Below are 20,080 nucleotides of genomic sequence, written 5' to 3'. Positions count from 1 at the left end.
GCCCCCGACAGCACGCCGCTGTCGGGGGCCCGGCGCGTGCTCAGGCGGAGGCGTCGGTGAGCAGGGCGGTCTGGGCGGGGGTGAGGGTGAGGGCGGCGGCGGCGAGCAGCGGGGGGAGCTGGTCGACGGTGCGGGCGCTGGCGATGGGGGCGGCGACCGTGGGGCGGGCGGCGAGCCAGGCGAGGGCGACGGTGGCGGGCTCGACGCCGTGGTCGGCGGCGACCTCGTCGAGGGCCGCCAGGACCTTGGGGCCGCGCGGCTCGGCGAGGTAGCGGGTGGCGCCCTCGGCGCGGGCGCTGTCGACGCCCGGGCCGCCCGGACGGTACTTGCCGGTGAGGAAGCCGGAGGCGAGCGCGTAGTAGGGCACGGTGGCGAGGCCGTGCTCGGCGACCACCTCGGCCAGCGGGCCCTCGAAGGTGCCCCGGGACACCAGGTTGTAGTGGGGCTGGACCGCGACGTACCCGGCCAGGCCCTCGCGCTCGGCGAAGGACAGCGCCTCGGCGAGCCGCTCGGCGGAGATGTTGGAGGCGGCGACCGCCCGGACCTTGCCCGCGCGGACCAGCCCGTCCAGCGCCGTCACGAACTCCTCGACCGGGGTGTCGTCGTCCCGGTGGGTGTAGTAGAGGTCGATGTGGTCGACGCCCAGGCGGCGCAGCGAGCCCTCGACGGAGGACTTGATGGTGGCCGCGGCCAGGCCGGTCGCCTCGGGGTGGCTGCCGACCTTGGTGGCGATCACGATGTCGTCGCGGTTGCCCCGGCTGCGCAGCCAGTCGCCGATCACCGTCTCGGACTCGCCGCCGGTGTTGCCGGGTGCCCAGGCGGAGTAGGCGTCGGCGGTGTCGACGAAGTTGCCGCCCGCGGCGGCGTAGGCGTCGAGCACGGCGAAGGACTGCTGCTGGTCGGCGGTCCAGCCGAAGACGTTGCCGCCGAGGGAGAGCGGGTGGACGGACAGGTCGGAGGTGCCGAGGCGGACCCGGCTCTGGTTTCCGGTCATGCCCGCAGTCAACCAGGCCTGTGCGGCGGGTCATTCCGTCGGTCACACGGATTTCACGATCCGGTCGTACCGCCGTCGCACGCGCGGGTGGCGGGTTCGCCCGGAGAGGGGTCCGGGGTGTGCCTGAGGTGGGCGGATTCGTTAGAGTCCCTGCCATGGCTGACAACGACTACGACCCCGCCGGTAACACCCAGATGTTCCGGGCGTTCGTCGACGAGAGCCCGGCGCGTCCGGCACCGGGCTCCGTCTCCACCTACGGCAGCAGCAAGACCGGCGGCAGTCGCACCGGCGTGATCGCGCTGATCGCCGTCGTCGCCCTGGTCGTCCTGGGCGCCGTCGTCTGGCTGGCGGTCAAGTGACCCTCGCGCGGGTGGCCCCGGTGAGGGTCACCCGCGCGACGGGAAGTTCCGGCCTCAGCAGGGCTTGCGCCAGGCGTTGAGGTCGAGTTTCTTCTGCATCGAACTGAACCCCAGGGCCTTGGTCTTGGCGCAGAACTGGTCCGTGTCGAGCTTGTACTCGACGTGGAAGACCGCCTTGCCCGCCTTGACGAAGGGCGCGACCCGGTCGCACTCGTCGAACTGCGAGCACTCCTCGTTGACCGCGAAGTCGAAGTCCGGCAGCAGCGCGGAGATCTGGTCCAGGTCGTTCTTGAGGCCGATGGCGAGGCCGCGTTCGTGGGCGAGCTGGGCCAGCATCCGGTTGTACTTGATCTGGTCGTCCGGGGTCAGCGGGAAGCCGCTGTTCTGGTTGTAGGCCTCGATGGTGTCCGGCTCGATGGCGTCGAAGCCCTTGCTCTTGCACATGTCGAAGCGGGCCGCCATCAGCGGCCGGAGCTGGTCGAGCTTGCGGATGTCGAACCACTTCTCGCCCTTCCAGCCGGTGTCCGAGCCCTGCAGGGCCTTGGCGAAGGCCGCGGAGTCGGGGCGGAAGTCCTCCCAGGAACCGGCGTTGATGTAGCAGATCACCTTGCGGCCCTTGGCGTGCAGCGCGGCGACCACCGAGGCGTCGTTCTCGAAGCCGTCGATGTCGTAGACCGGCACGTCCACCGACTGGTCCACGGGGCCGCCGCCGAGCTGCCACTGCCAGGTCAGGCCCGGGGTGGGCTGCCAGCGGGCGCCGGCCGCCGGCGGGGTGGTGGTGCCGGGCGGGGTGGTGCCCGGCGGGGTGCCCGGGGCGGTGGTGCCGCCCGGGGTGCCCGGGGCCGAGGTGGTGCCGGGGTCACTGGGCGTGCCGGGGGTGCTGGGCGCGGCGGTGCCGGGGGTGCTCGGCGCGGTGGCCGTGGGCGAGGCGCTCTGGGTGCCGTCGGCCGAGTCGTTGTCGTCCTCCGAGCCCGAGCTGCTGCACGAACTGACCAGCAGCGCGGTGACGGTGGCGAAGGCTATGGCGGCGGGCAGCAGCCGGGTACGGCGGTTCACGGTAGTCGAACTCCGGATCGGGTCAGGTCAGTTCAGCGGCGGTCAGGCCGTGCGGCAGGGTACGCCAGGGGTTGTCCCCGGCGCCCGGTACGGCGCAGCCGACGCCGGCTCGCCGGGCGGTGATCAGTGCGGAGGCGTCGCGGGCGGACTCGGCGGGGACGTCGTAGACCAGGTGGCAGAAGCGGGAGGCCGCGTGGCGGCCGGTCCACAGCGGCAGGGTCATGGCGCGGTACGCGTCCCAGTCGCCTTCGAAGGTGACCAGCAGGTCGGCCAGGCCGACCTCGGCGTACGCCGGGTCCGGGTGCTCGCCGTGGCCGAACACCACGGTGCCGCAGCCGGCCGCCCGGGCCGCCGTGGCGAGGCGGCGGTAGTGCGCCAGCGCGCCCGGGTGGGTGGCGACCTGGTCGAGGTACACGCCGGTGATGCCGTGGCGCTGACGGTACGTCAGGATGTCGGCGACCACGGCGGCGTGCGGCCGGCGGCCGTAGTCGGTGTCGGCGTAGCCGACCAACGGCAGCCCGGCGGCGCGGAGTTCCTCGGCGGCATCGGCGAAGACGTGGTCCGGGACCTCGCCCGGACCGTCCGCGAGGTTGAGCACCACGGCGGCGATCCGGGCGGGGTCGGCGGCGGCGACCGCCCGCCAGGCCGCCGGGTCCACCGCGGGGTGGACGTACAGCGGCACCAGCAGGCGGCCGTCGGGGGTGGTCCCGGAGGTCATGCGACCACCGGGGTCGGCGTCGGCTCGGCGGTGCTGAGCCAGAGGTCGCGCAGGGTGTCGGCGAGCCCGGTCTCCGGGTGCCAGCCGAGTTCCCGGGCGGCGGCCGACACGTCGGCCTGCTGCCAGGAGACCGCGGCCGAGCGCTCGGAACCCGCCCCGCTCTCGTCGATCCGGCCGGTGAAGCCGGACGCCGCGACCAGGCCCTCGGCGATCGCCCGGACCCGCTGGGCCCGGCCGGAGGCGAGGTTGAGCACCCGGGGCAGCGGGCCCTCGGCGGTGACGGCGAGGCCGACCGCCCGGGCGATGTCCCGGGCGTCCACGAAGTCCCGGTAGGCGGAGAGGTCCCCGACCGTGACCACGGCGTCGGCGCCCTCGGGCGCCGCCCGGCGCAGTTCGGCCGCCAGTCGGCCGGGCAGCGAGCCCGCCGGGGCGCCCGGGCCGACCGGGTTGAACACCCGCAGCACCACCGCGTCCAGCGGCGAGCCGGCCACCGCGAGGGAGCCGGCCAGCTTGGTCGCGCCGTACACGCCCACCGGGCGGGCGTCGGCCTGCTCGGAGAGCGACTCGCCCTCCGCGCAGACGCCGTACTCGCCGGCCGAACCGACGTGCACCAGGCGGGCCTTCGGGGCGCCCAGGGCGAGCGCCTCGCAGAGCACCGCCGGTCCGCGGGCGTTCACCTCGGCGAGCTTGACCGCGCTGCCGGCCACCGCGCCGGCGAAGTTGACCACCACGTCGGGGGCCAGCGCGGCCAGTTCCTCGCCGAGCGGGCCGGCCTGGGCGGTGCCCAGGTCCAGCCGGAGGTCGTGGGCGGGCCGCCGGCCCGCGGTCAGCACGGTGGCCCCGGGCAGTGACCGCAGGACGTCGGTGGCGTGACGGCCCAGGAAGCCGTCGCCGCCGAGCAGCAGGATTCTCACGCGGCCCGTCCGTCGCTCTCGGCGCCCGCGGTGGCGGGCTGCTCGGCCGTGTCGTCCGGGGCAGTGCGGGCGGCCGGGACCGGCAGTTCCGCGACGCCCGGCACGGTGCCGGCCGACTCGAAGGGCATCAGGACCGGGCGGATCGAGGAGAACTCGGCGTTCGCCCGGTCGTAGTCGTCCGGGCGGCCGATGTCCAGCCAGTAGCCGCCGAAGTCGTACGCGGCCGGCGGGGTGTCGGCGGCCAGCAGGTCGAGCACCAGCTCGTCGAAGCCCAGCGGCAGGCCCGGGGTGTACTTGGCGAGCGCGGAGCGGGAGACGCCGTACACGCCCATCGAGACCCGGTAGTCGATGCTGGGCTTCTCCTGGAAGCCGGTGATGGTGCCGGACTCGGCGGTCAGCACACCGAAGTCGATCTTCACCTGACGGGCGTAGGTGGCGATGGTCAGCGGGGCGCCGGACGTCTCGTGGTGCTTGAGCACCCCGGCGAAGTCCAGGTCGGTGAGGATGTCGCCGTTCATCACCAGGAAGTGCTCGGGCAGGCGGTCCTGCATGGTGAGCAGCGGGCCCATGGTGCCGAGCGGGCTGTCCTCGACGGCGTAGCCGACCCGCAGGCCCCACTGGGACCCGTTGCCGACGTAGGCGCGGATGATGTGGCCGAGGTGGCCGATGGCCAGGGTGACGGTCTTGAAGCCCGAGGCGGCGAGCTGGCGCATCACGATCTCCAGGATCGCGTGCTGGTCGCCGATCGGGACGAGCGGCTTGGGAAGCGCGGTGGTGTAGGGGCGGAGTCGAACGCCCTTACCGCCGGCCAGGATCACTGCGTGCATGGTGTTTCCCCCACGGAAAGGATGTGCAGGCCACGAACCTTGGTAACCAGGACGAGCATGATCGTTACGACGGTCAGACGTTGTAGATGTCGGTCTTGTAGCGGGCCAGGTTGGCCGGGTCGCGGAAGAACTCGATGGTCTGCTCCAGGCCCTGCTCCAGCGTGAACTGCGGCGCCCAGCCGGTGGCCGTGCGCAGCCGGGTGGCGTCCGCGACCAGGCGCATGACCTCGGAGTTGGTCGGACGGATGCGCTGCTCGTCCTCCTTCACCACCAGGTCCACGCCCATCAGCTTGCCGACCAGGGTGACCAGGTCGCCGACCGAGATCTCGCCGCCGGTACCGGCGTTGAAGGTCCGGCCGACCACGGTCTCGGCGGCCGCGGTGCCCACCGTGCGGAAGGCGTTGGCGGTGTCCTTGACGAACATGAAGTCGCGGGTCGGGCGCAGGTCGCCGAGGGTGATCTCGGTCTGGCCGGCCGCGACCTGGGCGATCACGGTCGGGATGACGGCGCGCATCGACTGCCGCGGGCCGAAGGTGTTGAACGGGCGCAGGGTGACGACCGGGGTCTCGAAGCTGGCGTGGTAGCTGTCGGCCAGCCGGTCCCCGCCGGCCTTGGAGGCGGCGTACGGGGACTGGGTGTTGATCGGGTGGTCCTCGGTGATCGGCACGGTCTGCGCGGTGCCGTAGGTCTCGCTGGTGGAGGTGTGCACCAGACGCGGGATCTCCAGGTGGCGCACGGCCTCCAGGACGTTCAGGGTGCCGGTGACGTTGGTGTCCACGTACGAGTGGGGGGCGCTGTAGGAGTACGGGATCGCGATCAGGGCGGCCAGGTGGTAGACCGCCTCGGTGCCCTTGACCAGGCCGTTGACCGAGCCCGGGTCCCGGACGTCGCCGAGGACGATCTCGACCGAGTCCAGCACCTCCGGCGCCAGGGTCTCCAGCCAGCCGAAGGAGGAGAAGGAGTTGTACTGGACCATCGCGCGGACGTGGTGCCCGTCGGCGACCAGGGTCTCGACGAGGTGGGAGCCGATGAAGCCCTCGGCTCCGGTAACCGCGACGCTGCTCATGCGTTTTCGCTTTCTCGTTTTCGGGAGCGGCCGGACGTCTGAGCACGACCGGCCGGTGGTGCCTCGGAAGAGGCGGATTATCAGCGGTGTTGGGTGGTGCGGCCGAGCGCGGGCCCGGCGGTTGCGGTGAGGACGAGGGCGGCCGCCCCGCAGCCGATCAGCTGCAGGACGATCGGGTCCGCACCGGTCAGCAGCCCGACGCTCTCGGCGATCGCGGCGGCCAGACAGATGAGGGCGGTGCTCCAGCTGAACCCGAAGGCGTTCAGCAGCAGCGCCAGCCAGAGCGAGCCGCCCAGGAGCAGCATCGCGCCGAGCTGCGGTACGCCGAGCGACGGGGCGCCCGGCCACAGCACGGTCGCGGCGGCGTCCAGCGCGGCCACGGTGGTGAGGTAGATGAACAGGCAGCCGAGCAGGATCCCGCCGGTGCGGCGGGTGAACTGCCCGGTGGTGTGGCTGGTGCGCAGCGCGGCCACGGCCATCGCCCGGTAGCGGAACAGCAGCCACTCGGCGAGGCCCAGGCTGAGCGTCAGGGCGATCATGGCCGGGCCGGTCGGGGTGGTCCGCACCTCGTGCACGGCGTGCGCGCCCTGGGCCGCGGCGTGCACCGCGGGGCCGGCGGTCCGGACGGCCTGGTGGATGGTCTCGCCGAGCCCGGCGATCAGCGTCAGCGCACCGCAGGCCAGGCCGAACAGCAGGTGCGGGACCTCCTGGCGGATCGGCAGCCTCAGCTCCACGCCGTCCCGTTCGCCGCCGCGGGCCGCGACCAGCAGCTCCCGGACGGCCAGGCCGACCGCGAGCACCACCGAGGCGAGCAGCACGACCGTCCGGACCAGCTCCGGGACGTCGACCGCCAGCACCACGCCCGCGCCGACCGAGGCCGGGGCGAGCGCCAGCAGCAGGAACTTCTCCCGCCCGAGCACCAGCAGCGCGGTGGCGGCCGCCAGGTAGCAGGACTGGCCCGCGGCGAACCACAGGGCACCGAGCGGACCGCCGACCACGTACGCGGACGCGGCGGCCAGCAGCGCGCCGACCGGCGCGCCGACGGCCAGGCAGACCGCGGCGTCCCGGCGGCGCAGCCGGCTCAGCCAGCGGTACGCGCGGTGCGCCAGGGCCTGGTTGAAGCCCCAGCTGACCAGCGTGGCGATGGACAGCGCGAGCATGCCCGAGGGCAGGCCGAAGCGCATCCGGGTGGTCGCGAACAGGTTGGCACCGAGCAGGTAGCCGAGCCCGGGCAGGGCGAACACCAGGCCGCGCACCACGCAGCGCCAGGGATCGGCCCGCCAGGGGTTGGCGAACTCGGAGCTCGGGCCGGGGTAGCGGCGCTCGACCTTCTCGAACAGCTCCTCGGCGACGGTGAACGCGTCGGGGCGGCCGTACAGCAGCGCGGCCTGCTCGTCGGAGAGGCCGTCGGACTCCAGGAAGGCCGCGATCTCGTACGGGTGGACGGCGTCGGCGCAGACGTCGCGCAGGCGCTCGGCCAGTTCGTCCAGCGGGTCGTCGGAGAGGCCGAGCTGCTCGGCGGGGTCGGGCTCGGCCGACGGTGCGGGGCGGCGGAGCTTCAACGGCAGGGTGCGCAGCTGCATCGTCCGCTCCGCGCCGCCCTCGTCGGGAACCAGGCGGATGGGACCGCTCATGCCCCCACCTCGCTGGGCTCGGGGCGGGCGGCGGCCAGCTGCTGGTCCCAGTCCGGGCTGGGGACGGCGTCGGTGACGGCGACCATGCCGCCGGGCATCCAGCGGGCGGTGCCCAGGAGTTCGGTGTAGATGCCCCGGAAGCCGTCGATGTTCTGGCGGAGCGTGAACTGCTCGATGACCCGCAGTCGGGCGCCCTCGCCGAGCCGGGCGCGCCGCGCGGGGTCGCGCAGCAGCTCGATCGCGGCGGCCGCCATCGGCTCGGGCTCGCGCGGCGGGACGACCAGTCCGGTGTCGCCGACCGCCTCGCGCACGCCGCCGACGTCGGTGGAGACGGTGGCGCGGCCGCAGGACATGGCCTCGATCAGGGTGAACGGGAAGCCCTCGCTGATGCTGGAGAGCATCACCACGTTGCCCGCCGCGTACGCGTCGGTGATGTCGGCGACGCGGCCCTCGAAGGCCACCGAGTCGGCGATGCCGAGCTCGGCGGCCAGGGCTATGCAGCCGTCCCGGTACGCCTCGCCGCCCTTGGGGGTGCCCCCGAAGAGCCGCAGCCGCGCCTCGGGGATCTCCTGGTGGACGATGGCGAAGGCCCGGATCAGCGTCTCCAGGTCCTTGATCGGGTCGACCCGGCCGGCCCAGCTGAGGGTCGGCGTCTCGGGTTCCGGCCCGGCGGGCGGGAAGGCGGCCGGGTCCACGCCGTTGTAGACGGTGCGGATGTGGTGGGACGGGGTGCCGCCGCGCTCCTCCCAGCGCCGGTTGTACCGGTTGCCGGGGGTGACCAGCGCGGCCTGCCGGTAGCTCTCCTCGGCGAGCATCCGGTAGAAGCCGAGCAGCAGGGCCTTGACCGGCCAGCGGTACGGGCCGGTGCGGTAGCCGAGGTAGCGCTCGCGCAGGTAGATGCCGTGCTCGGTGAGCAGGAACGGTACGCCGTACTGCTGGGCGGCGATCAGCCCGGGCAGGGTGGCGAGTCCGCCGCTGGCCGCGTGGGCGACGCCGTCGGTGGGCGGGTCGACCGAGAGCGGCCGCAGCGCGTGCTCCAGGAGGTCGGTGGCGTTCAACGCGTCGTGCAGGGTGGGCCGGGAGACCGCGGTGGGCAGGTAGTCGCGGGTCCACACGTGCTGGAGGGTGCGCAGGGCGCGCTCGCTGCGCAGCGCCGGGCTGAGCAGCCCGCGCCGGGCGAGGTCGGCGAAGCCGTACAGCTCGGTGCCGAAGTGGGTGGTGTAGACCGGGTCGAGGATGGAGTGCAGGAAGCGCTCGTACGCGTTGAGGAAGCGGCGCATCTCCTTGCCGCGCGGCGCCCGGGCCTCGGAGGCCGGGCCCCACAGCGGTGCGGTGGTGACCGACCGTACGTTGGCGGGCAGCTCCCAGGCCAGCGGTTCCTGGCCGGTTCCGGTGACGGCGATGACGTCGAAGTCGACGTCCGGCATGCCCTGGACGAGCTGGTCGCACCAGACGCTCACGCCGCCGTGCTGGTGCGGGTACGTCCCCTCGGTGAGCAGGGTGACGCGCATCTCCTGTCCCCCCTCCTGTTCTTGCGTCGGTTGTCCGGCCTGGGTGGCCGGAGCGGGAGCCGTGGCGGGGCCGGGCCGGGCGACCGGCCCGACCCCGCCACGGGGTGCTACGGATTACCGGTTGCCGGGGCGTCCGGTGGTGGTGGTGCCGTGCGAGGCCGTCCCCCCAGAGGCCTTGCCGGAGCCGTTCTGGCCGTTGCCGGCCGGGGCACCGTTGCCCTGGGTCTTCGCGCCCTGGACGACGTCCTTGCCGGGCACCGGGGTGCCGCTGCCGGGGACGAGGGACTGGGCGGGCTTGCGGGTGACGTCGCCTGGGCCGGCCGGGACCGGGGTGGCGACGCCCTGCGGCACGACCTTCTTGTCCGTCGGCGCCGGTGCCGGGACGGACTTGGCGGCCACGTTCGGGGCGACGGCGGCCGGGGCGGCCGGCGCACTGCCGGACGGGAGCTGCAGGGTGATGCCGCTCTGCAGGGCGCCCGGGGACGCCCAACCGGAGAGCGTACCGGCGTAGGACGAACCGAAGGCGGCCGTTCCGATGGCCATCTTCTGAGCAGTTCCGGTCGGCATGGTGGCCTGGACCTGAACACCGGCGGGCGCGTTGACCGTGACGGTGTTGCCGATCTTGTAGGCGGTGACCTGGCCGGCGGCGACCGCCTTGTCCCAGGCCGCGCGCTTCTGGAACTCCTGGCCGATCTCGCGCTCGCCGAGGTTCACGATCGGGGCGTTGTCGGCGTACAGCGAGCGGTAGGTGCCGAGGATCTTCTCCAGCACCGGGTACAGGATGCGGTCCTCGGAGAGGTTCGACTGGTGCACGAAGTGCGGGCGCGGGTCGTTGCTCAGCACGTGGCCGAGGTCGATCCGGGCCTCCAGCGGCACGATGTACGACTGGTAGCCGGTGGTGGTGTCCAGCGGCGCGGGCAGGCAGGTGGAGTTGGCGTTGTTCTCGCAGACGCCGCTGCCGCCGTTGGCCTTGCTGGTGTAGATCCAGTTGTACTCGTCGGCCTCCTCCTTCGCCGAACCGGCGTTGTAGAAGACGTTCATCGGGTACCGCGGCACGGTCAGCGTGGACGAGCCGACGGCCCGCTGGGCGGGCTCACGGGAGGCGTCGCTGCCGGTGAACTTGATGCCGTTGGCGACCAGCGCCGGCGCCAGGTTCGGGTTGTCGCTGGTCTCCTGCGGGGCGGTGAGCAGACCGGAGTGCTCACCGGTGACGAGCACCTGCGGGTCGACCTTGAGGCCGTTGGTGGCGGCCCAGTCGAAGTTCTGCTTGATCTGGGTGGAGATGGTGTTCTGGTCGGTCCAGACGGTGTTGCCGGACGCGTCCTTGGTGCACTTCCACGGGACCACCGAGACGTCCTGCACGCAGCCCAGGTAGGGGTGGGTGTAGGTGTGGTTGACCCAGCGGTAGCTGGTCTGGTCGGTGATCATCTGGGTGGCGGTCGGGTCCACCGTGGTCTGGTGGTCGGACTTCCAGTCCTCGCTGCCGCCACCGTTGAACACCATGTCCAGGGTGAAGTTGTTGGCGGTCTGCCACTGCTTGAGGTACTGCGCGTCGGCGGGGGTCATCCGGATCGGGTTGGCGGTGTCCGGGGTGCCGGGCGGGCAGGTGACGTCGCCGGGGGTGCACTTGAGCGTGGTGTCCCAGCGGTCGTCGGCCAGGAACACGTCGTCGACGTGGGTGGCGAAGTAGTTGCGGTCGTAACCGAGGTGGACGCCCTGGGTGATCCAGTCGACCATGCCGCGGGCCAGCAGCCGGTACTGCTGCTGGTACTGGTTGTAGACGAAGGTGACGACCAGTTCCTTGCGGCCGTCGTGGGTGTACTCACCGACCAGCGAACCGCGGCTGGTCGAGTCGGGTATCGCCGCGTCGACCAGCGGGACGAAGGAGGCGCCGGACGGCAGGTTGGCGAGCGGGGTCGCCAGGTAGCCGTAGCTCTCGCTGACCTTCGGGTCGTTGTCCTCGAACGGGACGCTGCCCTTGAGGTACCCGAACGGGCCCGAAGTTCCGGCCGTGGTGGTGGCGGCCTGGAATCCGTCGAGGGTCCCGACGAATCCCGGATTCTGGGCGTAGTTCAGGCCGACGGCCGGGCTGGCCCAGGTGTAGGCGTCGATCTGCCGGACGTTGAAAGCCGCTTCGTAGGTGGCGATCGCGGTCATCTCGGCGGCGCTGTTCGGGAAGGGGTTTTCGTTGGGCAGCACGATGCCCTGGTACTTGCCCCGGGGGAGCCCGTTCACCGTGTCGCTCAGGAAAGCGGCGTTGATGACGGGGCGGTTGGTGTCATTGAGGCTGACGACCTTGTAGGGCGTGCCCTGGCTCTTGAGCTCGGCGGTGATCGCGGCGACCGACGGGCCTCCGTCGTCGATGACCAGGATCGTGAGGTCGATCCTGGGCGGCGTGGTGTCGCCGTGGGCCAGGGTGGTCTGCAGGCCGCTGGCCAGCAGAACTGCCGCTGCGCAAGCGGCGACTCTTCGGGTCGCTCGACCCATGTCTGATCCTCCCCTTGGGTCAGGCGCCGCGCTGCTTCGGCGCTCGCCTGCCCGTGTAGCTGTTCGCGGGCAGCAGGCTGCCCGGCGCCCATCCTGGTCGAGGGTCGGCAGTCCGGGGGACCAATTGGGCGATAGTGCAGCGAACCTGTTACCAACGTTCATGGTGAAGCCATGGAGGCGCTGATTGTGACCGTAACCGGACCGCTCGCGCAAATAATGAATTGAAAATGAAAAACCGGAAGCCGACTGCTACAGCTGGTTACCGACTGTGCGCCTCGCACGGCCCCGTGCGGCACCTACACTGTCGTCGTTGCGCATGACACTCTTGCACATCCTGCCGCTCCAATGGGCAGGTTCATGCAATATCGGGCGCCGCTGTGCCATGTGACAGTCCGAATATGCAATGGAGGTCGCGGGTGGTCGATCGTCAGATCGCGTCCGAGCGAATCGGGGACGCACGGAATGCGCGCCCGGAGCCCGCCGGAACCATCCTGGTCGGCCGCAGTCTCGGGCTGCGCGGTGCGGTCAACGCCCGCGATCTGGGCGGGTACCGGACGGCCGGCGGAGGGGTGCTGCGGGCCGGCGTGGTCCTGCGCAGCGATGGCCTGAACCGTGTCACCGCCGAGGACCTCGACCCGCTGGGCGCGCTCGGCCTGCGCGCGGTGGTCGACCTGCGCAGCGCCGACGAGGTCCGCGAGGCCGGTCCGGACATCCTGCCCGGCGGTGTGACGGCGCACCATCTCCCGCTGCTGGCAACGGACTTCGACATCCACGCGACGCTGCGCGGCGCCCTGGCGGAGCGCAGCCCGGACAAGCAGCGCACCCTGCTCGGCGACGGCCGGGCGGCCGCCATGATGACCGGCCTCTACCGCTGGTTCGTCACCGACCGGGAGGCCCGCGAGACCTTCGCCGCCCTGCTGCGGCTGCTGGCGGCCCCGGACGGCGTGCCGCTGCTGTTCCACTGCTCGGCGGGCAAGGACCGCACCGGCTGGGCCGCGGCGCTGCTGCTGACCGCGCTGGGTGTGGACCGCGAGACCGTGCTCGCCGACTACCTGCTCACCAACGAGCGGGTCGCGGCCGTGGTCGAGCTGGTGCTGGCGGACTTCGCCGGCCGCGGCCTGATGCGCGAGCCCGAGCTCCTGCTGCCGGTCTTCCGGGCCGAGCGCGACTACCTGGACGCGGCCTTCGCCGAGGTCGCGTCCGGCTGGGGCGACTTCGCCGCGTTCTGGCGCGAGGGGCTCGGGCTGGACGACCGGGTGCTGGCCGGGCTGCGCGCCAACCTGCTGGACGGCGACGGGAGTTGATCCCGCCGCCGTCGGCGGTCAGCCCTCGTTGATGAGTCCCGCGCGGAGCTGGGTCAGCGTCCGGGTGAGCAGGCGGGAGACGTGCATCTGGGAGATCCCGATCTCCTCGCCGATCTGCGACTGGGTGAGGTTGCCGAAGAACCGCAGCATGATGATCCGGCGCTCGCGCGGCGGCAGCTTGGCCAGCAGCGGCTTGAGCGACTCCCGGTACTCCACGCCCTCCAGCGCGAGGTCCTCGTAGCCGAGCCGTTCGGCCAGCGGCCCCTCGCTGTCCTCCTCGCCGGGGCTGGAGTCCAAGGAGGAGGCGGTGTAGGCGTTGCCCACCGCGAGGCCCTCGACCACGTCCTCCTCGCTGACCCCGAGGCAGACGGCCAGTTCGGCGACGGTGGGGGAGCGGTCCAGCCGCTGGGACAGTTCGTCCCCGGCCTTGGTGAGCGCCAGCCGCAGCTCCTGGAGCCGTCGGGGCACCCGGACCGACCAGCTGGTGTCCCGGAAGAAGCGCTTGATCTCGCCGACCACGGTGGGCATCGCGAAGGTGGGGAACTCCACCCCGCGTTCCGGGTCGAAGCGGTCGATCGCCTTGATCAGGCCGATGGTGCCGACCTGGACGATGTCCTCCATCGGCTCGTTGCGGCTGCGGAAGCGCGCCGAGGCGTACCGGACCAGCGGCAGGTTGAGCTCGATCAGGGTGTCGCGGACGTAGGTGTGCTCCGCGCTGCCGGGCTCCAGTGCGGCCAGCCGCAGGAAGAGCGAACGGGAGAGCGTCCGGGTGTCCAGCCCGGAGCCGGGCGGTGCCGCGCCGGCGGCCCCGGCGCCGGGCGCTCCCGGGCCGGGCCTCGCGGGGGACGTGGCCCGCTGGAGCGGGATCCGGTCCCCGGCGACCGCCGTACCCTCGGCCTGACCAGCGTGGATCTCCGCAGTGCCCAGCTCTCCGGACATGCACCCACCCCCTCGTGACTGACAGTTGAACGGGGGCCGTCGCACGGAGGTTCCCGGCGGGGGCCCAACCCCCTGCATACCGGAACACGGTGCACGGCAAACCCGAACGTCGCAAGATGTCACGCCGGGGTAACGCGCTGCAATCTCACTCTTCCCAGGAGTTGCCGGTCCGAAGCCTGGTCAGGATCCGTGAGAGCAGCCGGGAGACGTGCATCTGGGACATCCCCAGTTCGGTGCTGATCTGCGACTGGGTGAGGTTGGCGAAGAACCGCAGCATCACGATCCGCCGCTCCCGCTCGGGGAGTTGGACCAGCAGGTGGCGCACCATGTCGCGGTGCTCGACCTCGGCCAGTGCGGCGTCCTCGTAGCCGAGCCGGTCCAGCAGGGCGAGTCCGCCCTCGTGCTCCTGGGCGGCCTCCAGCGAGGCGGCGTTGTAGGCCCGCCCGGCGTCCAGGCAGGCCCGGACGTCCTCCTCGGGGATCCGGAGGCTGGCGGCGATCTCCGGCACCTTGGGGGCCCGCCCGTGCAGCACCGTCAGCTCCTCCATGGCGCCGCTGACCTGGACCCAGAGCTCCTGGAGCCGGCGCGGGACGTGCATGGTGCGGACGTTGTCCCGGAAGTAGCGCTTGATCTCGCCCAGGATGGTCGGCAGCGCGTAGGTGGGGAACTGGACGCCCCGGGTCGGGTCGAAGCGGTCGATCGCGTTGATCAGGCCGATGGTGCCGACCTGGACGACGTCCTCCATCGGCTCGCTGCGGCTGCGGAAGCGGGTGGCGGCGTAGCGGACCAGGGGGATGTTCACCTCGATCAGGGCGGCCCGGACCCGTTCCCGTTCGGGGGCGTCGGGGGGCAGCTCGGTGAGCCGCTCGAACAGCACCCGGGTGAGCGTCCGGACGTCCACGGCGGGGCGACCGCCGGGGCCGCGGAGCCCGTCCGGGCGGAGCTCGCCGGCCGGACTGATGATCGCGGCCAACACCTCGTCCACGGACACGTCCCCCCTCCCAAATCGACAACGGTGGGCCCTGCGGATCGTGTGTCGCGGCTGGTTCGGTACCTCGCCATGTCCGGCAAAACCGGTCATAGCATCACAAGGTGGGCGCAGGTCGGGCAAGCACCCGGTGGAGGTGTGTTGGTGGGCTGCGCGGCCGGTGGCCACCCGGTCGGCGAGGCGCCGCAAGGGTTGTTCCGGGGCAGACGGAGACGCCCCGCCCGGGAGCCGGGCGGGGCGGGCGCGGGCCGTCCGGGGGACGGCGGCGGGGGTCAGACCTCGATGTCGGCGATCACCCAGGTCGCGAACTCGCGCCACAGGCCGGCCGCGGCCTGGTGCGCGGGGTGGGTCAGGTAGGCCTGGAGGGCCGTGCGGTCCTCGACCAGGCTGTTGATCGCGTAGTCGTACGCGATGTCGCGCTCGGTGGTGTTCCAGCCGCACTCCCACTCGCGCAGCTCGGGGACCAGTGCGCCGAGCTCCTCGAACGCCTTGGCGGCGGCGAGCACGCGCTGCTCGTCCTTGGCGACGCCTTCGTCGAGCTTGAACAGGACCAGGTGGCGGATCACGATTGCCGCTCCTTACTTGATCAGACCGGTCATGAAGGTGCCGACCGCCTTGGCCGCGTTCGAGATGCCCTCGAAGCCCAGCTGGACGAGTTCGGCTGACCGGGCCGGTGAGGTGATGATCGAGTAGAGCACGAAGATGAGCAGGAGGGCCATGCCGATCTTCTTCGCCTGCGCCATCGTGACCTTCCTCCCTGCGGTGGGCCGCCGTCATCCGGTCCCCGAGCAGCCCTGCACGGCAGCTTATCCACCGGACGGGCTATCAAGTGTGCGACGCGTTCGCCCGGCGGGACGAAGGTCCCCGCGAGTGGGGCCTTTCTCCGGATGCCCGGGCCGGGGCCGGGCGGCAGGATGGATGACGTGCCGAGGATCTGGCAGGAATCCCCGGCACGTGGATCCGGAGCCCCCGCTGTGGGACCGGTGGTCGCGGCTTCCCCCCTCGCGGCCCCGGTTGTGGGACTCCGCCGGGGGAGCGGTCAGTCCCCCCGAGCCGCTCCCCCTCCAAGGCTCCGTACGAGCCGGGCAATGGTGGTCATCGGCCCGGAGTACGGAGCCTTCTCCGCGTCCGGGAGCCTTTCCCGCGTCAGGTGGCGCCCCGCCGCCGTCCGGAGCGCGCGAGCGGGCCGGGGTGCGCAAATGCCGAGGGCCCGTCCGTGATCGGACGGGCCCTCGGGCTTTCGAGCGGTAGCGGTGGGATTCGAACCCACGGTGGAGTTGCCCCCACACACGCTTTCGAGGCGTGCTCCTTTGGCCGCTCGGACACGCTACCGAGGGGAACTCTACCGGACGGGTGGCGCGGTCACGAAATCCTTACCGGGCGGGCCGTCGCCGGGCGGCTCAGCGGTGGGTGTCGAAGAAGGCGCGCAGCTGCTCGCCGCACTCCTCGGCGAGCACGCCCCAGATCACCTCGGGCCGGTGGTTGAGCCGGCGGTCGCGCATCACGTCGAAGAGCGAGCCGGCCGCGCCGGCCTTCTCGTCGAGGGCGCCGTAGACCACCCGGTCGATCCGGGACAGCACGATGGCGCCGGCGCACATCGTGCACGGCTCCAGGGTGACCACCAGGGTGCAGCCGCTGAGCCGCCACTCCCCGACCCGTTCGGCGGCCTGCCGGATCGCGACCACCTCGGCGTGCGCGGTCGGGTCGCCGACCGCCTCGCGCTCGTTGTGGCCGCGCCCGATCACCTCGCCGTCCGGGCCCAGGACGAGCGCCCCGACCGGGACGTCCCCGGTGGCCGGCGCCAGGGCGGCCTCGGCGATGGCGAGGCGCATCGGCGCCGCCCAGCGGTCGCGGACCGGGTCGGGGCGGACGGGGGCGGGCAGCGGGGGGACGTACGGGACGGTCAGCGGGGTGGATGCGGGCTGCATGGCATCCAGTGTCGGGCATCCGGTGGCGGACACCGGTGCGACCGGTGCCGCTACCGGACCGCTTCCAGGACCTCGCCGCAGCCCAGGGCCTCGGCGATCTCCTCCAGGGCGTCGCCCGGCACCGCGCCCTCGCCGCTGAGGGAGAGCAGGGCGTCGGCGGCCAGGCCGAACTCGGTCAGCAGGTGGGCGTCGCCGAGCGGGCCGACCGGGACGCCGCCGTGGGCGTCCGCGTCCTCGTCGTCCTGCTCCTCGGTCTCCGCGTCCTCGTCCAGCAGGTGGTCCAGGTCGCCGAACTCGCTCTCGCCGGCCTGGTCGACCAGTTCGTCGGTGAGGACGGAGCCGTAGGAGCTGCGGGCGGCGGCGGCGCCGTCCGACACGAAGATCCGCGGGTCGTCCTCACCGTCCACCCGGACGATGGCGAACCACGAGTCCTCCTGTTCGATGAAGATCAGGACGCTGTCGTCGTCCTGCGCGCAGGCGCGGGCCAGATCGGCCAGATCGGCCAGGGTTTCGACGTCGTCGAGCTCCGTCTCGCTCACGTCCCACCCGTCCTCGGAGCGAGCAAGCACTGCAGCGAAGTACGCCACCAGGGACACTCCCAAGATCATCGGTCTCGGCTGTCGGCGCGCTCGGGCGGCGCGGAATTCTGGCCGCCCCCGCGCCAGAGGCGGTCCGCTTGTTCGGACCGTCCCATCGGAATCGTGACAGAAAGCCCGCCCTCGCGGGGGGTGTTCGGCAGCGCGTCTTTGCAGGTCGTGTCGGAAGGGCCGGGCGGTGCGGGGAGGAGCCGGGCCGGGGCCGTCCGAAGCCGGTCGAATTTCGGCCGGACCGCCCGGTGGGGCCGCGGTGGGGCGGCGGTGGGGGTGGTCAGATCCGGAAGGTGCGCATCCGCATCGCTTCGCGCATCCGCCGTTCCTTGGTCCGCCGGGGCTGGACGCGCTCCCTCAACTCGCGGGCCTCGGCGAGTTCGCGCAGGAAGACGGCCCGCCGCTTGCGGCGCTCCGTCTCGGTCTCCGGGGGCTCCTGCGGCGGGCCGGCGCGAAGGGCCGGCCCGTCGACGGGCTCGTCGGCCGAGCCGTCCCCGGCCCTCGGGTTGCTCGTCATAAGACGTGACATTCCCAGAACGGCCGGGTTGATACCACAGGAGCCGGTTCCGTCCGGACATTCCTGGCACGTCACGGCGTGTCACCGGAAGGTGACCGCCGCCGGTCGACGGCCTGGCACGGCGTGTCGTACAGGCGTCCAGGACCGGGCTAACCTCGGTACATGCGTCTCCACGTCGTCGACCACCCCCTGGTCGCCCACAAGCTCTCCACCCTGCGCGACGAGCGCACCGACTCGCCGACCTTCCGTCGCCTGACCGACGAGCTGGTGACCCTCCTCGCCTACGAGGCCACCCGGGACGTCCGCACCGACGAGGTGGAGATCACCACGCCCGTGGCGGTCACCCTCGGCACCCGGCTCAGCTACCCGCGCCCGCTGGTCGTCCCGATCCTGCGGGCCGGCCTCGGCATGCTGGACGGGATGACCCGCCTGCTGCCGACCGCCGAGGTCGGCTTCCTCGGCATGGTGCGCAACGAGGAGACCCTGGAGGCCTCCACGTACGCCACCCGGATGCCCGACGACCTCTCCGGCCGCCAGGTCTACGTGCTCGACCCGATGCTGGCCACCGGCGGCACCCTGGTCGCCGCGATCAGGATGCTGATCGAGCGCGGTGCCACCGACGTCACCGCCGTGGTGCTGCTGGCCGCGCCGGAGGGCGTCGAGGTGATGGAGCGCGAGCTGGCCGGCCTGCCGGTCACCGTGGTCACCGCCGCCGTGGACGAGCGGCTGAACGAGAACGGCTACATCGTCCCCGGCCTGGGCGACGCGGGCGACCGGCTGTACGGCACGGCCGGCTGAGCGACCCCCCTCCGAACGTCCGAGAGCCCCCCGGCACTGCGTCTGCCGGGGGGCTCTCCTGGTTCCGTGCCGCGCCTCAGCAGCTGCCGGTGGCGCTCGGGGTGGGGGAGGGCTTGACGGCCAGGGCGAGGGCCGCGGCCGCCTGGGTCTCGTCCAGCAGGGCGTTGTAGCTGTCGCCGATCACGAAGTCCACGCTGGTGTCGGTACGGGCGTCGGCGGTCACGCTGGCCCCGGCGATCTGGGAGCCCACCAGGGTGCCGGCCGCGACGCCGGTCGGGCCGGCGATCACCTGGGCGGTGCCGGGCACCTTCTTGTCCAGCTCGGCGGGGGCGTTGCCGACCTTGCCGATGGTGAAGCCGCGCTTCTTGAGCTCGTCGGCGGTCCGTCCGGCCAGGCCGGCCTTGGTGGTGGCGTTGTAGACGTTCACCGTGACGGCCGAGGGCTGCGGGACGGCGTGCGGGTCGACCGGCGCGCCGGAGGCCGCGGGAGCGCCCGGGGTGGCGCCCGCCGTCGGGGCGGCCAGCGGCTTCCCGGACGGGGTGGCGCAGGCCTGGGCGGAGGCGTTCCTGTCCTTGCCGCGGAAGATGTCGTACAGCTGGACGCCGCCGAGGCCGATCAGGGCCAGGGCGAGCAGGGCCGCGAGTGCGGCGATCACCTTGCGACTCTTCTTCGGGGGCCGGCCCAGCCGCGGGTAGGCGTTGCCGGTGACGCGGTACTGCTTCCCCTTGAGGCCTTGGGGAGTCAACATGCTCACGGGTCTGTCTCCCCCTCGTGCCGGGGCGGGGTCGGGATGACGGGTGGGCCAGGGCGGGGGGTCCTCCGGGAGCGGGCGGATCCCCTGGTCGCGGCCGTAGTCAGCAGCGTAGTGCCGGACAGCTGTGAAGGTACTAAACGATCATCATCTGGAGTACCCCGGTACCCGAAAGGGGGTACCCGGGTACGCGCGGAACGCCCTCCGCCGGGTGGCGAGGGGGCGGTCCGGAGTCGGCGGAGTGCGGCCGTCAGTCCATTTCCAGGACACGGGCGTGCAGCACCTGGCGCTGCTGCAGCGCGGCCCGTACGGCCCGGTGCAGCCCGTCCTCCAGGTAGAGGTCGCCGCGCCACTTGACCACGTGGGCGAAGAGGTCGCCGTAGAAGGTCGAGTCCTCGGCCAGCAGGGTTTCCAGGTCGAGCTGGCCCTTGGTGGTCACCAGCTGGTCGAGCCGCACCGGGCGTGGGGCGACGTCAGCCCACTGTCGGGTGCTCGTCCGGCCGTGATCCGGGTACGGCCGCCCATTGCCGATGCGCTTGAAGATCACACGGAAAGCCTACCGTTCGGACGGCGCACGGCGCAGCAGCCGTGCCTCCGCCACGCGCACCGGTGCGAGCTGCGCGGGGGCGATTGCGGCTGTTTGATGGGAAATGTCGCGAACATCGCCCGGTCCCGGCCGGGTTCAGGCCCGGCTTCCGACCG

General features: G+C 72.4%; 20 protein-coding genes, 1 tRNA gene and 1 pseudogene. 3 read left to right on the top strand and 19 right to left on the bottom strand.

Going from position 1 to position 20,080, the window contains the following annotated elements; translation table 11 throughout:
* Window positions 1–40: 40 nt before the first annotated feature.
* Complete coding sequence (locus ACFC1T_RS02625; protein WP_375882617.1) at window positions 41–994, bottom strand: aldo/keto reductase; 954 nt, start codon at window positions 992–994, stop codon at window positions 41–43.
* A gap of 155 nt (window positions 995–1,149) precedes the next feature.
* Here ACFC1T_RS02625 and ACFC1T_RS02620 point away from each other — a divergent pair, with 155 nt between their 5' ends.
* Window positions 1,150–1,353, top strand: coding sequence for a hypothetical protein (locus tag ACFC1T_RS02620; RefSeq protein ID WP_375882615.1), 204 nt, complete (start codon window positions 1,150–1,152; stop codon window positions 1,351–1,353).
* Window positions 1,354–1,407: 54 nt separating this feature from the next.
* Here the strand turns inward: ACFC1T_RS02620 and ACFC1T_RS02615 are convergent, their stop codons facing one another.
* The 8 genes and pseudogenes from ACFC1T_RS02615 to ACFC1T_RS02580 form a co-directional block, all read right to left on the bottom strand.
* Window positions 1,408–2,409: an endo alpha-1,4 polygalactosaminidase gene (locus tag ACFC1T_RS02615; protein ID WP_375882612.1), complete on the bottom strand. Its 1,002-nt coding sequence runs from the start codon at window positions 2,407–2,409 to the stop codon at window positions 1,408–1,410.
* Between the two features lie 22 nt (window positions 2,410–2,431).
* Window positions 2,432–3,127 (bottom strand): spherulation-specific family 4 protein, encoded by a 696-nt coding sequence (locus ACFC1T_RS02610; RefSeq protein WP_375882610.1) that lies wholly within the window; start codon window positions 3,125–3,127, stop codon window positions 2,432–2,434.
* Complete coding sequence (locus ACFC1T_RS02605) at window positions 3,124–4,041, bottom strand: NAD-dependent epimerase/dehydratase family protein (RefSeq protein ID WP_375882608.1); 918 nt, start codon at window positions 4,039–4,041, stop codon at window positions 3,124–3,126. The genes ACFC1T_RS02610 and ACFC1T_RS02605 overlap by 4 nt, the downstream gene beginning before the upstream one ends.
* Window positions 4,042–4,166: 125 nt before the next feature.
* A pseudogene (locus ACFC1T_RS02600) lies at window positions 4,167–4,868 on the bottom strand (NDP-sugar synthase); the annotation flags it as partial.
* Window positions 4,869–4,941: 73 nt separating this feature from the next.
* Complete coding sequence (locus tag ACFC1T_RS02595; protein ID WP_375882606.1) at window positions 4,942–5,934, bottom strand: SDR family NAD(P)-dependent oxidoreductase; 993 nt, start codon at window positions 5,932–5,934, stop codon at window positions 4,942–4,944.
* A gap of 80 nt (window positions 5,935–6,014) precedes the next feature.
* On the bottom strand, window positions 6,015–7,568 hold the full coding sequence (locus ACFC1T_RS02590) for a hypothetical protein (protein WP_375882604.1): 1,554 nt from the start codon (window positions 7,566–7,568) through the stop codon (window positions 6,015–6,017).
* The gene (pelF, locus tag ACFC1T_RS02585; RefSeq protein ID WP_375882602.1) at window positions 7,565–9,079 is read right to left on the bottom strand and encodes a GT4 family glycosyltransferase PelF; all 1,515 of its coding nucleotides are present in this window, start codon (window positions 9,077–9,079) and stop codon (window positions 7,565–7,567) included. The genes ACFC1T_RS02590 and pelF overlap by 4 nt, the downstream gene beginning before the upstream one ends.
* 114 nt (window positions 9,080–9,193) lie before the next feature.
* Window positions 9,194–11,566: a hypothetical protein gene (locus ACFC1T_RS02580; RefSeq protein WP_375882599.1), complete on the bottom strand. Its 2,373-nt coding sequence runs from the start codon at window positions 11,564–11,566 to the stop codon at window positions 9,194–9,196.
* A gap of 416 nt (window positions 11,567–11,982) precedes the next feature.
* On the opposite strand from ACFC1T_RS02580, the gene ACFC1T_RS02575 reads away from it, so the two are divergent.
* Window positions 11,983–12,870 (top strand): tyrosine-protein phosphatase, encoded by an 888-nt coding sequence (locus ACFC1T_RS02575; protein WP_375882597.1) that lies wholly within the window; start codon window positions 11,983–11,985, stop codon window positions 12,868–12,870.
* Between the two features lie 18 nt (window positions 12,871–12,888).
* On the opposite strand, the gene ACFC1T_RS02570 is transcribed toward ACFC1T_RS02575, so the two are convergent.
* The 8 genes from ACFC1T_RS02570 to ACFC1T_RS02535 form a co-directional block, all read right to left on the bottom strand.
* Window positions 12,889–13,809 carry an RNA polymerase sigma factor SigF gene (locus tag ACFC1T_RS02570; protein ID WP_375882596.1) on the bottom strand — a complete coding sequence of 307 codons (921 nt, stop codon included), beginning with the start codon at window positions 13,807–13,809 and terminating at the stop codon, window positions 12,889–12,891.
* A gap of 145 nt (window positions 13,810–13,954) precedes the next feature.
* The gene (locus tag ACFC1T_RS02565; protein ID WP_375882921.1) at window positions 13,955–14,794 is read right to left on the bottom strand and encodes an RNA polymerase sigma factor SigF; all 840 of its coding nucleotides are present in this window, start codon (window positions 14,792–14,794) and stop codon (window positions 13,955–13,957) included.
* Between the two features lie 275 nt (window positions 14,795–15,069).
* Window positions 15,070–15,363, bottom strand: coding sequence for a Dabb family protein (locus ACFC1T_RS02560; RefSeq protein ID WP_375882594.1), 294 nt, complete (start codon window positions 15,361–15,363; stop codon window positions 15,070–15,072).
* A gap of 12 nt (window positions 15,364–15,375) precedes the next feature.
* Window positions 15,376–15,540, bottom strand: a complete 165-nt coding sequence (locus ACFC1T_RS02555) for a hypothetical protein (protein ID WP_188304848.1) — start codon at window positions 15,538–15,540, stop codon at window positions 15,376–15,378.
* A gap of 502 nt (window positions 15,541–16,042) precedes the next feature.
* Window positions 16,043–16,129: transfer RNA gene (locus ACFC1T_RS02550), tRNA-Ser, on the bottom strand.
* A gap of 68 nt (window positions 16,130–16,197) precedes the next feature.
* Complete coding sequence (gene tadA, locus ACFC1T_RS02545) at window positions 16,198–16,725, bottom strand: tRNA adenosine(34) deaminase TadA (RefSeq protein ID WP_375882590.1); 528 nt, start codon at window positions 16,723–16,725, stop codon at window positions 16,198–16,200.
* Between the two features lie 50 nt (window positions 16,726–16,775).
* Window positions 16,776–17,333: a tRNA adenosine deaminase-associated protein gene (locus ACFC1T_RS02540; RefSeq protein WP_375882588.1), complete on the bottom strand. Its 558-nt coding sequence runs from the start codon at window positions 17,331–17,333 to the stop codon at window positions 16,776–16,778.
* Between the two features lie 259 nt (window positions 17,334–17,592).
* Window positions 17,593–17,829, bottom strand: coding sequence for a hypothetical protein (locus ACFC1T_RS02535; RefSeq protein ID WP_375882586.1), 237 nt, complete (start codon window positions 17,827–17,829; stop codon window positions 17,593–17,595).
* A 162-nt stretch (window positions 17,830–17,991) separates the two neighbouring features.
* On the opposite strand from ACFC1T_RS02535, the gene upp reads away from it, so the two are divergent.
* Window positions 17,992–18,627, top strand: coding sequence for a uracil phosphoribosyltransferase (gene upp, locus ACFC1T_RS02530; protein ID WP_049650159.1), 636 nt, complete (start codon window positions 17,992–17,994; stop codon window positions 18,625–18,627).
* Window positions 18,628–18,703: 76 nt separating this feature from the next.
* Here the strand turns inward: upp and ACFC1T_RS02525 are convergent, their stop codons facing one another.
* Both ACFC1T_RS02525 and ACFC1T_RS02520 read right to left on the bottom strand, forming a co-directional pair.
* Entirely contained in the window at window positions 18,704–19,375 is a 672-nt protein-coding gene (locus ACFC1T_RS02525; protein WP_375882919.1) for a LytR C-terminal domain-containing protein, read from the bottom strand.
* Between the two features lie 253 nt (window positions 19,376–19,628).
* Window positions 19,629–19,925 (bottom strand): type II toxin-antitoxin system VapB family antitoxin, encoded by a 297-nt coding sequence (locus ACFC1T_RS02520; RefSeq protein ID WP_014136828.1) that lies wholly within the window; start codon window positions 19,923–19,925, stop codon window positions 19,629–19,631.
* Between the last annotated feature and the right edge of the window lie 155 nt (window positions 19,926–20,080).

This window comes from Kitasatospora sp. NPDC056076 (assembly GCF_042266305.1).
Lineage (GTDB): Bacteria > Actinomycetota > Actinomycetes > Streptomycetales > Streptomycetaceae > Kitasatospora.
This window is presented reverse-complemented; position numbering and strand designations above follow the sequence as displayed.